The 14389-nt window shown below is 73.0% G+C and carries 14 protein-coding genes; 4 read left to right on the top strand and 10 right to left on the bottom strand.

The window, feature by feature from the left end; genetic code table 11:
* The 3 genes from DSY14_RS21545 to DSY14_RS21535 form a co-directional block, all read left to right on the top strand.
* On the top strand, positions 1–2685 hold a 2685-nt coding region (locus tag DSY14_RS21545), incomplete at its 5' end, for a DEAD/DEAH box helicase (RefSeq protein WP_211718423.1).
* Positions 2682–3377 (top strand): hypothetical protein, encoded by a 696-nt coding sequence (locus DSY14_RS21540; protein ID WP_211718422.1) that lies wholly within the window; start codon positions 2682–2684, stop codon positions 3375–3377. The genes DSY14_RS21545 and DSY14_RS21540, both read left to right, overlap by 4 nt.
* A gap of 108 nt (positions 3378–3485) precedes the next feature.
* A complete protein-coding gene (locus DSY14_RS21535) occupies positions 3486–4322 on the top strand; it encodes an SAM-dependent methyltransferase (RefSeq protein WP_211718421.1) in 837 nt (278 codons plus the stop codon).
* Positions 4323–4371: 49 nt separating this feature from the next.
* On the opposite strand, the gene DSY14_RS21530 is transcribed toward DSY14_RS21535, so the two are convergent.
* From DSY14_RS21530 to DSY14_RS21495, 8 genes are all read right to left on the bottom strand, one after another.
* Positions 4372–5244: an isocitrate lyase/phosphoenolpyruvate mutase family protein gene (locus DSY14_RS21530; protein WP_211718420.1), complete on the bottom strand. Its 873-nt coding sequence runs from the start codon at positions 5242–5244 to the stop codon at positions 4372–4374.
* A 78-nt stretch (positions 5245–5322) separates the two neighbouring features.
* Positions 5323–6456, bottom strand: a complete 1134-nt coding sequence (pcaD, locus tag DSY14_RS21525) for a 3-oxoadipate enol-lactonase (RefSeq protein ID WP_211718419.1) — start codon at positions 6454–6456, stop codon at positions 5323–5325.
* Positions 6453–7856: a 3-carboxy-cis,cis-muconate cycloisomerase gene (pcaB, locus tag DSY14_RS21520; RefSeq protein WP_211718418.1), complete on the bottom strand. Its 1404-nt coding sequence runs from the start codon at positions 7854–7856 to the stop codon at positions 6453–6455. The genes pcaD and pcaB overlap by 4 nt, the downstream gene beginning before the upstream one ends.
* Before the next feature lie 121 nt (positions 7857–7977).
* Complete coding sequence (pcaG, locus tag DSY14_RS21515; protein ID WP_211718417.1) at positions 7978–8541, bottom strand: protocatechuate 3,4-dioxygenase subunit alpha; 564 nt, start codon at positions 8539–8541, stop codon at positions 7978–7980.
* Positions 8538–9287 (bottom strand): protocatechuate 3,4-dioxygenase subunit beta, encoded by a 750-nt coding sequence (gene pcaH / locus DSY14_RS21510; RefSeq protein ID WP_211718416.1) that lies wholly within the window; start codon positions 9285–9287, stop codon positions 8538–8540. Before pcaH ends, pcaG begins: the two co-directional genes overlap by 4 nt.
* A gap of 42 nt (positions 9288–9329) precedes the next feature.
* Positions 9330–10505: a thiolase family protein gene (locus DSY14_RS21505; protein WP_211718415.1), complete on the bottom strand. Its 1176-nt coding sequence runs from the start codon at positions 10503–10505 to the stop codon at positions 9330–9332.
* A 70-nt stretch (positions 10506–10575) separates the two neighbouring features.
* Positions 10576–11331, bottom strand: coding sequence for a CoA-transferase subunit beta (locus tag DSY14_RS21500; RefSeq protein WP_211718414.1), 756 nt, complete (start codon positions 11329–11331; stop codon positions 10576–10578).
* Positions 11328–12179 carry a CoA transferase subunit A gene (locus DSY14_RS21495; protein ID WP_211718413.1) on the bottom strand — a complete coding sequence of 284 codons (852 nt, stop codon included), beginning with the start codon at positions 12177–12179 and terminating at the stop codon, positions 11328–11330. The genes DSY14_RS21500 and DSY14_RS21495 overlap by 4 nt, the downstream gene beginning before the upstream one ends.
* A gap of 182 nt (positions 12180–12361) precedes the next feature.
* Between DSY14_RS21495 and DSY14_RS21490 the strand changes: the two genes are divergently transcribed.
* On the top strand, positions 12362–13165 hold the full coding sequence (locus DSY14_RS21490; RefSeq protein WP_211718412.1) for an IclR family transcriptional regulator C-terminal domain-containing protein: 804 nt from the start codon (positions 12362–12364) through the stop codon (positions 13163–13165).
* A gap of 120 nt (positions 13166–13285) precedes the next feature.
* On the opposite strand, the gene DSY14_RS21485 is transcribed toward DSY14_RS21490, so the two are convergent.
* Together DSY14_RS21485 and DSY14_RS21480 are read right to left on the bottom strand one after the other, a co-directional pair.
* On the bottom strand, positions 13286–13828 hold the full coding sequence (locus tag DSY14_RS21485; protein WP_211718411.1) for a CGNR zinc finger domain-containing protein: 543 nt from the start codon (positions 13826–13828) through the stop codon (positions 13286–13288).
* 31 nt (positions 13829–13859) lie between these two features.
* Entirely contained in the window at positions 13860–14378 is a 519-nt protein-coding gene (locus DSY14_RS21480; RefSeq protein WP_374224038.1) for a TetR/AcrR family transcriptional regulator, read from the bottom strand.
* Positions 14379–14389: the final 11 nt, after the last annotated feature.

Raw genomic sequence — 14389 nt, 5'->3', positions numbered from 1 at the left:
GGCCCGGCCCTGCTCCACCTGGGGGCCGTCCACGCCTTCGCCCGAGGTCTGGTCCGGGCCGGAGGCGTCCTACCCGACCTGGTCGGCTCCCCGCCGCGCGCCCGCTGGCGGCCCGCCCCTCTGGACACGGCGGAGGCGCACCTGGCAGCGCTCACCGCCGCGTTGCCGCCGGCGGCCACCGCCCACCTGGACGGCCCCGAGCGCGCCGACGCCGCGCGCACCTGCGTGTTGGCCCCTCTGGAACTGCTCACCGACGCCGCCGCTCGCCGACTGGCGCGGGTCCCCGCGCGCGTCCACGACGCGCCGCCCTCCCCGGCGTCGCGGTTGGCCACCGCGCTCACCAGTGACGACACCCGGGTGGAGGAGGACACCGTGGCCGCGCTGCGCGGACCGCTGCGCGAGTGGCGCTCACGGGTGCGCGGGGGCGGCCGGGCCCAACTGCTGTTCGTCCTGCGCGAGCCCGAGCGGGAGGGCTCGCGCAACGGTCCCCGCCCCTGGACCGTGGAGTTCTGGGTGCGCTCCACCACCGACCCCGGGCTACGGCTGCCCTTGGAGCAGGTGTGGCTCGGTGAGGGGGCGGCCTGGCTGCCCGACGACGTGGCCACCACCGCCCTGGCCGACCTGCGCCGGGCCGCCCGTCACCTGCCGGCGCTGGGCCGGGCACTGGGCACCTTGGCCCCGGCCCACCTGTTCCTGGACACCGCCGGGGCGCAGGAGTTCGTGGGCGCGGGCGCCGCACGGTTGACCGAGGCCGGGTTCGGTGTGGTGCTGCCCGAGTGGAGCGGCCGGGACGGTCTGGGGCTGCGGATGACCGTGACCGAGGAGCCCCGGCGCCGACGCCGTGGTGGGGTGAGCCCCGCGGATCTGGTGGACGTGTCCTTCGAGGCGCTGTTGAGCGGCGGCGAGGACGCGACGCCGCTGAACGGGGAGGAACTCGCCGAACTCGCGGAGCTGGCCCGCCTCAAACGGTCGCTGGTGCGGGTGCGGGGTCGGTGGATGGAGGTGGACCCGGACCGCGTGGCCTCGGCCCTGGAGCTCATGCGGCGCGCGGGACCGCGTCGGATGGGACGCGAGGAGGCGCTGCGCACGGCCATCGGCGCGGCCGAGGCCACACCGCTGCCGGTGGCGGACGTGGTGGCCGACGGCCCGCTGGGCGCCCTTCTCGACGGCGGGGCCAAGGCCGAACCACGACCTCTCGGCACCCCGGTCGGCTTCAAGGGAACGCTGCGTCCGTACCAGGACCGGGGCGCGTCCTGGCTGCGGTTCCTGGGCGAGCTCGGCCTGGGCGCGGTGCTCGCCGACGACATGGGGCTGGGCAAGACCGTACAGCTGCTGGCGCTGCTCACCGACGAGCGCGTCGAGGGCCCCGCACCGGGACCCACGCTGATGGTCTGCCCGGTGTCGTTGGTGGGCAACTGGCGGCGTGAGGCCGAGAGGTTCGCCCCGGATCTGCGGGTGCACGTCCATCACGGTCCGGACCGTCCCACGGGCAACGCGCTGGCGCGCATCGTGGGCGGCTGCGACCTGGTGGTCACCACGTACGGGGTGGTCGCGCGCGACGCCGAGGAGCTGGCGGGAATGCCCTGGCACCGGGTGGTGTGCGACGAGGCCCAGGCGTTGAAGAACCACGACACCCGTCAGGCGCGGGCGGTGCGGTCACTGCCCGCGGCGACCCGGATCGCGCTCACCGGAACCCCGGTGGAGAACAACCTCGGCGAGCTCTGGTCGGTGATGGAGTTCGCCAACCCGGGGCTGCTCGGCACGGCCGCCGACTTCCAGCGCGCGGTGGCCGACCGGGCCGAGGCCGAGGTCGACGGCGGTGCGGGCGTCCCGGAGACCGCGGAGGACACCGGCGGCACCGACCTGGTGCGCCGGTTGACGGGTCCGTTCGTGCTGCGCCGGTTGAAGACCGACCGGTCGATCATCGCGGACCTGCCGGCCAAGCACCAGATGCGCACCTGGTGCACGCTCACGCCCGAACAGGCCTCGTTGTACAAGGCCGTGGTGGACGAGATGGGCGATCGTCTGGCCGAGGCCGACGAGAAGGAGCGCAAGGGGCTGGTGTTGGCGACCATGTCCCGGCTCAAACAGATCTGCAACCACCCGGCGCAGTTCCTGGGGGACGGCTCCGCGCTGGCCGGACGCTCGGGCAAGTTGGAGCGGCTGGAGTCGATCCTGGGCGAGGCGGTGGCCGAGGGCGACAAGGCGCTGTGCTTCACGCAGTACGCGCGCTGGGGCGAGCGTCTGGCGCCCTACCTGCGCTCCCGGCTGGGGGTACCGGTGCTGTGGTTGCACGGGGGCACCTCGCGGGCCGACCGCGAGCGGATGACCGAGCACTTCCAGACCCTGCGGGGGCCCGCGGTGTTCCTGTTGTCGCTCAAGGCCGCGGGGACGGGGCTGAACCTCACCGCCGCCAACCACGTGGTGCACGTCGACCGGTGGTGGAACCCGGCGGTGGAGAACCAGGCCACCGACCGGGCGTTCCGGATCGGTCAACGACGTGACGTGCAGGTGCGCAAGATGGTCTGTGTGGGCACCGTGGAGGAACGTGTGGACGAGATGATCGAACGCAAGAGCGCGCTGGCCGACGCCGCGGTGGCCACCGGGGAGGCGTGGCTGGGCGGGTTGTCGGTGGAGGACCTGCGCGAGGTGGTACGTCTGGCGCCCGAGGCGGTGGCGGGGTGAGTTGGTCGACGTTGGTGGGCGAGGCCCTCGACGCGTCCGGCGCGGTCGGTGCCGCGGAGGGGCTGCGGGTGCGACCCGGCGAGCTGCTGGCACGGGCGGACGGCCACGAGGTGAGCCTGATCCGGGACGTGTGGCCGCGGACCGCGTGGGTGCGGACGTGCGCCGCCCTGGCCTCCCAGCCGGTGTTCCGGGGCAGGATCCTCTCCGGTGAACTGCCCGAGGAGGCGGACCGGGTGTTCACCCTGCTCGGCCTGGACCTGGTCCCCGCCGGCTGGGACCGGCTGGTGGCGACCTGCTCGTGCGACCACTGGCGCGGCCGATGCGCCCACCTCACGACGGTGGCCGCCGCTCTGGGTGAGGAGGCCGACCGCGATCCCTTCGTGCTCGTTCGCTGGGCGGGTCTGGACAAGCGGGCGTTGGTCGCGCTGGTCAGGGACCCGTCGACGGGAGAGAGGGAACTCCCGGACCCGAAGAACGGAGCCGGCGAGAACACCGCGTATTCTCCGGAAGAAGGTTCCGCGGACGTTTTCGTCGCACCGGCGGGAACATCGGAGCGGATTTCCCCGGAGACCTTTTGGGACCCGGTACCGATACCCTCCGTTCCCCCTCTCCCCTCGGGCACCGGGGCTCGCGTCAGGGCCGTGGCGCCGGGCCATGTCGCCGACGAGCTCCCCCTTTTCGACGGCCCCTGAGCGGTCCGACCGTTTTTCTTTCGGAAAACGTCGGTAAGGCCGCCGAAACACCGTTACGATTCGCCTGGAGACGAACGCGCACCACGAGCCCTGATTGGTACCTCTCCTATGGCCGATCGCTTCCCCCCGCATATCGACATGGACACGCCGAGCATCGCCCGGATGTACGACTACCTGCTGGGCGGGAAGGACAACTTCGCCTCCGACCGCAAGGCGTGCGAGGAGCTCGCCGCGGGGGTCCCAGAGCTCGTCTCCTTCGCCAACGACAACCGTGCGTTCCTGCGGCGCGCGGTCGAGTACGTCGGCGCCCGGGGCATCGACCAGTTCCTCGACCTGGGTGCCGGGTTGCCGACCACCGACAACACCCACCAGGTCGCCCAGCGCACCAACCCCCGGGCCAGGGTGCTCTACGTCGACAACGACCCCATGGTGATGGCCCACGGCCGGGCGCTGCTCGGCGACACCTCCACCACCGCGTTCCTGCTGTCCGACATCCGCGAGACCGACCGGATCCTGCACTCGCCCGAGGCGGCCGAGCTCATCGACACCGAGCGACCGGTGTGCGTCATGCTGGTCTCCCTCCTGCACTGTGTGCCCGACGACAGCGACCCCTTCGGGGTGGTGCGCGACCTGGTGGACCGTCTCGCCCCCGGGTCCGCGGTGATCTTCTCGCACGTGGTCTCCGACGACCCCGAGGCCGCCGCCTGGTTGACCGACAAGATCCTGTCCTTCGGCACGAGCTGGGGCCGGGTGCGCAGCCCCGAGGAGGCCTCCGTCGTCTTCGAGGGGCTCGACCTGGTCGGCGCCTGGGCCGACGGTCGCGACGAGGGACCCCACGTGGTGGACTGCGCCACGTGGCGTCACCCCGAGCGGACCCCGGTCGCACGCCCCGACGACCCTGCCGTCAAACGTTGGGAACTGGCCGGGGTCGCGTTCACGCGCTGAGCGCGCACTGCCACGACGGGACGCGCCGCTCCCTCGCGGGACGGGACCGTCAGGGCAGCGGTGGCACCGACGGCGCGGGGCGGTCCGGACCCAACCACCGGTGCACCTCGTCACCGGACATCGCCTCCGTCAGCCGGTCCAACCGCCCGTGTTCGGCGATCTCCTGCGCCGTGGCCAACGCGTGGGTGAGCGCGGTGCGCGAGAGCCCCGAACCCAGACTCACCCGGCGCACCCCCAGGTCCCCCAACTCCGTCACCGACAGTCGCGCCGCCGCGCCCGCGGCCAGGACGTTCACCGGAACGTCCACCGCCGCGCACACCGCGCTGATCGCCTCGACGTCCGGCAGGCCGGGTGCGTACACCACGTCCGCGCCGGCCCGGGCGAAGGCCCGCAGACGCGCGATGGTGTCCTCCAGGTCCGCGCGACCGTACAGGAAGCCGTCCGCACGGGCGGTCAGCGTGAATCGGAACGGCAGTGCGCGGGCCGCCTCGACCGCGGCCTCGACCCGTGCCACGGCCTGGCCCAGGGGTCGGATCGGTGCGGCGGGATCGCCGGTGGTGTCCTCGACCGAACCGCCGACCACCCCGGTGCGCCCCACCCGGGTGAGGGTGCGGGCGACCTCGTCCGGGGTGGAGCCGAAGCCGCTCTCCAGGTCGGCGGAGACCGGCAGGGTCGTGGCGGCGGCGATGGCCGCCGCGTTGCCCAGGGTCTCCCCCAGCCCCACACGGCCCGTACCGTCGTGCCGTCCCAGTGCGTGCGCCAATCCGGCGCTGGTGGTCCCCAGTGCGGCGAAACCGACGGCCTGGAGCAGGCGGGCCGACCCGGCGTCCCAGGCGTTGGCCAGGACGAAGACGTCCGGCCCCTGGTGGAGTGCGTGGAAGCGCTCGCCCCGCTCGCGCAGGGCCTCATCGGTGTTGTCCATGGTCCCTTCTACCGCCCGGGGACGACAGGTGCGCGCCGGTCCCTCCGGGTGTCCTGGATTCCGGAGGGACCCGGCGGCTCAGCCCTGTTCGTCGAAGACCTCCTGGGCGATGGCGAAGGCCTTGTTGGCGGCGGGGACACCGCAGTAGATCGCGGCCTGGAGGAACACCTCGCCGATCTCGTCGGGGGTCAGCCCGTTGCGCAGCGCGGCGCGCACGTGCATGGCCACCTCGCCCCAGTGTCCCTGCGCGACCAGCGCGGTCAGCACCATGCAGCTCCGGGTCCGCCGGTCCAGACCCGGACGGGTCCAGATCTCCCCCCAGGCGTAGCGGGTGATGAGGTCCTGGAAGGGGGCGGTGAAGGTGGTCGTGCGGGCCTCGGCCCGGTCCACGTGGGCGTCGCCGAGCACGCCGCGCCGTACCCGCATGCCTGCGGCGTGCCGGTCCCCCGCGGTCAGGTGCCGGCTGAGGAGGGTGTTGACGCGGTCGGCGTGCTCCCAGGACAGCAGGTGGGCGGCGTCCTCGAGCACCACGTACTGGGCGCCGGGGATGCCCTCGGCCAACAGCGAGCCGTGCCCGTCGGGCGGTGTGGAGGGGTCCTCGGCGCCGGACACCACCAGGGTGGGCGCGGTGATGCGGTCCAGGTCCTTGCGGGTGTCGTGGTGCTCGATGGCGCCGCAGCAGCCCGCGTACCCCTGGTCGGGGGTGGCCGCGATCTGGTCGCGCAGCCGGGCGACGTCCTGGGGGTGGGCCTCGACGAAGGCGGGGGTGAACCACCGTTCCACCACGGAGTCGGCGAGGGCGGCGGTGCCCTGCTCACGGACCAGGGCCGCCCGGTCGCGCCAGTTCTGGGCCGGCCCCATGTAGGGGGAGGTGGCCAACAGGACGAGGCGGTCGATCCGTTCGGGGGCGTGGATCGCCAACCACTGGCCGATCATGCCGCCGATGGACAAGCCCACGTAGTGTGCGCGTTCGATCCCCAGCCGGTCGAGCAGGTCCAGGACGTCCCCGCCCAGATCGGCGAGGCTGTAGGGGCCTTCGGGCGCGGGCGAGGAGCCGTGTCCGCGGTGGTCGATCCGGATCACCCGGAAGGAGGCGGACAGGGCCTCGACCTGGGGTTCCCACATGTCCAGTGTGGTGCCCAGAGAACCCCCGAGGACCAGTGGCGGGGCGTCGGCCGGGCCGCTCACGGTGTGGTGGAGTGCAACGCTCATGGAGTTCCTTCTTCGTTGTCGGTTCGGCCCTCGCCGCCGGTCCTACCCGGGTCCGGCCCCGTGTCACCGCTCCCCGTCCGGCCGGTGACCCGGTCGGTGAACGCGGGGGCGGCGCCCAGGTAGGCGGCCGGATCGAGCAGGTCCCGGATCCGAGCCGGGCTGCGCAGGCCGTCGAGGTGGTCGGCCAGGACCTCGACGAGGTCGCGTCCCTCGACCACGGCCGCCCGGCAGGCCGCGGTGACCCGGCGGTGGGCCTCCATCCGTCCCAGTTCCGGGGTCAGGTCGGTGGTGACCCGTTCGCTCAACGCCAGGCCGCCGGTCAGGTCCAGGTCGGCGCTCATGCGTTCGGGGTGCACGCGCAGGCGGGCGACACAGGTGCGCGACCAGGAGACGGCGGCACCGGTGCGGCGCAGCAGGTCGGTCAGGGGCGACCATTCGGCGTGCCAGGACCCGGCGGCGCGCTGGTGCTCCTGGATCTGAGTGCCGAACAGGGTCGCGACCAGACCGGGGGCCTGGCGGGCGGAGGCCAGCACCGCGACGGCGGCGACCGGGTTGCGCTTGTGCGGCATGGTGGAGGACCCGCCCACGCTGTCCCCGCCGTCCTCGGTGACCTCCGCGATCTCGGTCTGGGCGAGCAGGACCACGTCCTGGGCGAGGTTCCCGGCGGCCCCGCACACCCGTCCCAACGCGGCGGCGACCTCGGTGACGCGGCCGCGTTCGGTGTGCCAGGGCAGGAGGGGTGCGGGCAGGGCGAGGCGGTCGGCGTAGGCCGCGGCCACCTCCGGACCGTGGGGGTGCAGGGAGGCCAGGGTGCCCACGGCCCCGCCGAGCTGAGCGGCCAGATGATGGGTGAGGACCTCCTCCAGGCGCTCGGCGGCGCCGGCCGACCCCTGGGCCCATCCGGCGGCGACGGCGCCGAAGGTGGTGGGCAGGGCCTGTTGGAGCAGCGTGCGCCCGGGCATGGGGGTGACGCGGTGCCGGTGGGCGAGGACCTTCAGTTCCTCCACGAGCGCCGCCAGGTCGGCGTGCAGGGCGCGCCCGGCCCGGCGCACGACGAGCATGGCGGCGGTGTCCAGGATGTCCTGACTGGTGGCGCCTCGGTGGACGTGGCGGGCCGCGTCGGGGTCGTGCTCGGCCACTCGCGCGGTGAGTTCCCGCACCAGCGGGATGACGGGGTTGCCACCGTCGGCGCCCGCGGCACCGAGGGCGACGGGGTCGTAGAGGTCGGCGACGCACGCGGCGGCGATGGTGTCGGCCTGTGCGGTGCCGATGAGCCCGGTGTCCGCCAGGGCCCGCGCCAGCGCGGCCTCGGCGTCCAACAGGGCCTGGAGCCAGGCGGTGTCGTCGGTGAGCGGGCCCACCGGGCCCCGGTCGAGAACACCGTCGAACAGACCGGTCATGTGTGTGCGTCCTTGCCAGGTGTGGGTGGTGCGGGCGCCTCTGCGCGGAGCCTCGGGCTTGGTCCGCCGACCGGGCCCGGGGTTCCGGCCGGCTCCCCGCCCTCCCCCCGGGGCACCCGGTCTAGATGTCGAAGAAGACGGTCTCGTCCTCCCCCTGGAGGCGGATGTCCAGGCGGTAGCCGTCCTCCTCCTGACGGGCGATGAGTGTGGCGCGCGCCCGGGGGTCCTCGATGCGGCTCAGCACCGGGTCCTGGGCGTTGGCCCTCTCCTCCTCCGGAAAGTACAGGCGGGTGACGACCCTGTGCAGCATGCCGCGCGCGAAGACCGACACGTCCACGTGCGGGGCCTGGTCACCCGTGGGTCCCGGGACGGGACCGGGTTTGAGGGTGAGGACGGCGTAGGAGCCCTCCGCGTCGGTGGGGCAGCGTCCGAAACCGCGGAACCCGGGCCGGTGGCGAGCGCCGCGCGGGTCGTCGGGATGGTCGAACCGTCCGTCGGGGTCGGCCTGCCAGGTCTCGATCAGGGCGTCGGTGACGGGTGCGCCCGCACCGTCGTAGACGGTGCCGCGCAGCCAGATCGCGCCGGGGGTGCCCTCGGCCACGGCGAGGGGCCCGTCGGGCCAGGGCAGACCGATGTGCAGGTAGGGGCCGACCGTCTGGGACGGGGTGGTGGGATGGGTGGTCACTCGTCGCCCTCCAGAACCTCTTCCTCGGACTCGAACGGGGTCTGTTCGCGTCCGCGCAGCACGATGTCCCAACGGTAGGCCAGGGCCCACTCGGGTTCGGTGGTGTCGTGGTCGTAGTGGGCGAGCATGCGCGCGCGGGCCTGCTCGTCCGGGACCGAGAGCCACATGGGGTCCTGGAAGAAGAGCGGGTCGTCCGGGAAGTACATCTGGGTGACCAGGCGCTGGGTGAAGGCGCGCCCGAACAGCGAGAAGTGGATGTGGGCGGGCCGCCAGGCGTTCTGGTGGTTCTTCCAGGGGTAGGCGCCGGGCCGGACGGTGACGAACCGGTAGCGCCCCTCGGCGTCGGTGATGACCCGACCGACCCCGGTGAAGTGGGGGTCCAGGGGCGCGGGCCAGGTGTCGGCGGCGTGCCGGTAGCGGCCGGCGGCGTTGGCCTGCCAGATCTCCACGAGCGTGTGCGGGACCGGGGCTCCGTCACTGTCACGGACCTGACCGTGGAGGATGATGCGCTGCCCCTGGGGTTCGCCCTCGTGTTGACGCGTCAGGTCGTGGTCGTGGGCGCCGAGACGGTCCTCCCCCAGGACGGGTGAGGTGATCTCGGTGAGCATGTGCGGCAGCAGGGTGAGGGGGCGCCGGGGGTGGCGCAGGGCGGTGCTCTTGTACCCGTCGTAGGACAACGGCGGGTGGGTGTCGTGATCGCGCACGTAGCCGGGCACGTGCGGGCCCCCCGGGGAGGTGTCGGACATGAGGCGGTTCCTTTCGAAGGTGCCCTGGGTCGAGTGCCCTGGTCAGGCGTGCAGGACGACGGCCAGTCCCTGTCCCACGCCGATGCACAGGGCGGCCAGTCCCCAGCCGCCGCCACGACGGCGCAGTTCGTGGGCGAGGGAGCCGATGACGCGTGCTCCGGAGGCCCCGAGCGGGTGGCCGATGGCGATGGCCCCGCCGTGAGGGTTGACGATGTCGGGGTCCAGCCCCTTCCAGCTGCGGATGCAGGACAGGGACTGCGCGGCGAAGGCCTCGTTGAGTTCGACCACGGACAGATCGTCCCAGCCGATGCCGGCGCGTTCCAGTGCGATCTCGGCCGCCCGGACCGGTCCGATACCGAACACGTCGGGGTCGACCCCGGCCACACCCCGACTGACCAGGCGGGCCAGCGGCCGGAGCCCGGTGGCCTCGGCCGCCGCGGTGTCGCCGAGCAGCAGGGCGGCGGCGCCGTCGTTGAGCGGGGAGGCGTTGCCGGCGGTGATGGTGCCCTCGTCGCGGAAGGCGGGTGTGAGACCGGCGAGGGCGCTGAGGGAGGTCTCGCGGATGCTCTCGTCTCGGTCCAGGTGGGCGCCCTCCACCTGGACGATCTCGTCGTCGAAGACCCCGTCGGCCCAGGCGCGTGCGGCCTTGGCGTGGCTCTGGAGCGCGAAGGCGTCCTGATCGGCGCGGTCGACGTCGTAGGCGTCGGCGAGCTGTTCGGTGCTCTGGCCCAGGGAGACCGTCCATTCCCGCGGCATACGCGGGTTGACCATCCGCCAGCCCAGGGTGGTGGAGTGCAGGGTCGTGTCGGTGGCGGGGAAGGCCTTGGCGGGTTTGGGCATCACCCAGGGGGCGCGGCTCATCGACTCCACTCCCCCGGCCAGCACGAGCGAGGCGTCACCGGTCTGGACGGCCCGGGCCCCCTGGACGGCCGCCTCCATCCCGGAGCCGCACAGTCGGTTGACGGTGGCCCCGGGCACGGAGGTGGGCAGTCCGGCCAGGAGCGTGGCCATGCGGGCGACGTTGCGGTTCTCCTCGCCCGCCCCGTTGGCGTTGCCGAGCAGGACCTCGTCGATCCTCGCGGGATCGAGGTCGGGTGCGCGCTCGACCAGGGCGCGGACCACGTGGGCGGCGAGGTCGTCGGGGCGCACGGCGCTGAGCGCTCCGCCGTACCTGCCGAAGGGGGTGCGGACGGCGTCGAGAACGTGGACGTCGGTCACCGGTGTCTCCTGGGATGGGTGGTGTGCGTCGGTCGACCCGGCGATGCGGGTCGGGGGCCTCGGGTCCGGTTCAGCCGGCCTCGGTCAGGGAGCGCAGGACGGACAGTTCGGTGCCGGTGGGTGCGGGGGTGCGCTGTAGCCCGTCGGCCACCCGCAGGTCCCACCCCGTGGCGGCGCGCACGTCGTCGACGTCCACACCCGGGTGCACGCCCACCAGGGTGAGTTCGCGGCTGTCGGGGTCGGGTTCGAGGACACCGAGGTCGGTGATGACCCGTGCCGGTCCCGCGCCGGTGAGGCCGAGGCGGTCGCGATCACCGGCTCCGGAGCCGTGGCCGACCGAGGTGACGAAGTCGACCTTGTCGACGAAGGCCCGGCTGCTGTGTCGCATGATCACGATGACCTCGCGGCAGGAGGCAGCGATCTCGGGGGCGCCGCCCGCCCCGGGCAGGCGCACCTTCGGGTCGTCGTAGTCGCCGATGACCGTGGTGTTGATGTTGCCGTACCGGTCGATCTGCGCGGCGCCGAGGAACCCGACGTCGATACGCCCGGCCTGGAGCCAGTAGTTGAACACCTCGGGCACCGACACGACCGTGTCCGCGGTGTCGGCCAGGATCCCGTCGCCGATGGACAACGGCAGGTGGTCCGGAGAGGCGCCCAGGGTGCCGGACTCATAGATCATCCACAGCCCGGGGGCGTGGGTGCGGCAGGCCACGTTGGCGGCGGTGCTGGGCAGGCCGATGCCGACGAAACAGGCCATGCCGTCGCCCAGTGAGCGGGCGGCGGTGACCGTCATGATCTCGTCGGAGGTCCAGGTCGGGGTGGTCATGCGCCTCTCCCCACGGGCTCGGTGTCGGGGTCCGGAGAGGAGGAGGGGCCGGCCGCTCCGGTGAGGTCGGCGAGCCAGGCGCCGAAGGCGTCGCGGTCGCGTCCGATGGCGTCCCAGGCCTTGTAGGCGGCGTTGTCGCGCTCGTAGTAGCCGTGGGCGTAGGAGGGGGCGGCGCCTCCGGGCACCACACTGATCGCGTCGACGACCCGGCCGGGCAGGATCACCTGTCCCGGCACCGGTTCGAGGGTCGCAACCTCCTCCTCGACGGTGACCAGGACCCGGTCGGCGGCCAGAGCCGCCTCCTTCTGGATACCGGTGATGCCCCACAGCTGCACGTTGCCGGCGGTGTCCGCGCGCTGGGCGTGGATGACGGTGACGTCGGGGTTGAGCGCGGGGACCGCGGCCAGCTCCTGTCCGGTGAAGGGGCAGGTGATGGTCTTGATGTGGGGGTTGTTCCCCATCAGGTCGGTGCCGGCGTAGCCGCGCAGCACCGCGAACGGCAGCCCGGAGGCGCCGGCCACGTAGCGGTTGGCCATCCCTGCGTGGCTGTGCTCCTCGATCTCCAGCGGAACGGGCCAGCCGTGGGTGACGGCGTCGCGGAAACGGTGGAGGGACCCGACTCCGGGGTTGCCGCCCCAGGAGAAGACGAGCCTGCGCGCACAGCCCGCGCCGATCAACTGGTCGTAGACGATGTCGGGCGTCATGCGCACCAGGGTCAGGTCACGCAGACCCTGGCGGATGATCTCCTGCCCGGCGGCCACGGGGATGAGGTGGGTGAAGCCTTCCAGGGCGACGGTGTCACCGTCGTGGATCAGCTGCCCGACCGCCTCGCCCAGGGGCACGGCCATGGTGACCCTCCCGTTCGTATAGCGAATGCATGTTCACAGTGCGAACATCTTGGGTATGACCGTAGCGCCGTTCACAGAAAGGGTCAAGAGAGTCCCGAGGTGTTCGGTATGAGAACATCGCCCGTGGGCCGTGCGACGCCCACCGGCGAACACACCCCCCCATCTCGACCCGGAAGGGCCCCATGACCACCGAGGACGCCTCCGAACGCGGAGCCCACTTCGTCCAGTCCCTCGAACGGGGGCTGACGGTCATCCGCGCCTTCTCCGCGGAACGACCGTCCATGACCCTCAGCGAGGTCGCCCGCGCCACCGACCTGACCCGAGCGGCGGCCCGGCGCTTCCTGCTCACGCTGGTGGACCTGGGCTACGTGCGCACCGACGGACGCCTGTTCTCCCTGACCCCGCGCGTGCTGGAGCTGGGCTACGCCTACGTGGCCTCCGCGGGCCTGCCCGACGTGGCCCAGCCCCACCTGGAGGACCTGTCCGCGCGGGTGCGCGAGTCCGCCTCCGTCTCGGTACTGGACGGCGACGACGTGCTGTACGTGGCCCGCGTGGCCACCTCGCGGATCATGGCCGTGGCCATCACCGTGGGCACCCGCTTCCCCGCCGCCGCCACCTCCATGGGCCGTGTGCTCCTGGCCGGGTACGACGACACCGGGCTCACGGCCTACCTGGACCGGGTCGTGCTCAGACCTCTGACGCGGTTCACGATCACCGAGACCGCCCCCCTGCGCACGGAGATCCTGCGGGTGCGCGAACAGGGCTACGCGATCGTCGACCAGGAACTGGAGGAGGGGCTGCGTTCCCTGGCCGCGCCCATCCACGACACCGACGGCAGGGTGATCGCCGCCGCCAACGTGTCGGCGCACGCCAACCGCGCCTCGATCGAGGACGTGCGACGCGACCTGTTGCCCGTTCTGTTGGAGACCACCGCGCGCATCGAGACCGACCTGGCCTCGGTGGCCCGCCGCGACGCCCACAGCTGACCCGACCCCGCGGGCGCGGCACCCGTCGAGGCCGCCCTCGGCGCACCGGGCCCGCGGCCACCGAACCCTCCCCTCTCGCCCGCAGCGGGGGTCGTGCCCTCGACGGCGGGGTGAGGGATGCTAGGGAAGGGCGTCCTCCGCCGCCTCGGAGGCGCGGGCGCGGTGACGGCGGACGGCGTCGCGGTTGCCGCACAGCGCCGAGCAGTAGCGCTGCCGACCATGACGGGAGAAGTCGGCGTAGACGTCGTCGCAGTCGTGGGCGGCGCAGCGGCCCAACCGGCGCATGCCCCGACCGGTCAGGTGCAGGGCGGTGCCCACCGTGACCAGCGCGGCGATCTGACGGTGGGCGGCGAGCCGATCGGGACGGTAGTGCAGGTGCCACCCGGTTCCGGCGTGGTCGGTGAGCCGGGGCGGCGCGGCGAACTCCTCCAGGAGCACGTTGAGTCGGGCCGCCCGGGTGGCGGCGTCGGGGGCGTCGACCACCCGGCGCCAGCGATCGAGGAACCCCAGGGTGGCGGCCAGGTCGCTCGTGCCCACGGGTTCCTCCAGGAGGAGGTCGAAGGCCCCGCACCGTCCCTCCAACCCGGTGGCGTCCGCCGGCGGCCGGTTGGCCAGGTCGACCGCGAGGGTGAGCGGACCCTGCCCGTAAGGGTTCAAGTGCATACGCCCATTACAGCAGACGGACGCGGACGGCTCACGGGCGCGCCAGGACTCCCCCTTCGAGGGTGCGGATCACCGTGGAGGCGACCGCGTGGCGCGACAGACGTCCGGCCTCGACCTGTTCCATCCCGGTGAAGACCAGGGCCCACAGCACGTTCACGACCCACACGGCGTCCAGGTCGGCGGTCAGATCCCCTTCGGCCTGACCTCGACGGATCAGGTCCACCAAGAGCGCGGGCTCGGGCTCGGCGTCGTCGGGGGCGTAGGCCTCGTTGGCGGGGTCGCCGAAGGCGAAGACCACCCACTCCCCCACCTCGACGTGCGCGGCCACCACACGACGCAGCGCCTCCACCGCCCGCCCCTCGTCGATCCGGGCCTCCTCCATGACCCGACCCAACTCGGAGAGGGCCTCGTCGAAGGTGGCGGCGAGCAGTTCCTCGCGATCGGCGAAGTAGCGGTGCAGCGTACTGCGTCCCACGTCGGCGGCGTCGGCGACGGTCGACAGCGGGGCGTTGCGGTCCCGGTTGAGGACGGCGACGGCGGCGCGAAGGATGGCGCGGCGGG

It is taken from the genome of Nocardiopsis sp. MG754419, assembly GCF_018207095.1.
Classification (GTDB): domain Bacteria; phylum Actinomycetota; class Actinomycetes; order Streptosporangiales; family Streptosporangiaceae; genus Nocardiopsis.
The sequence above is the reverse complement of the archived record's forward strand: the minus strand, read 5'-3'. Positions and strand labels throughout refer to the sequence as shown.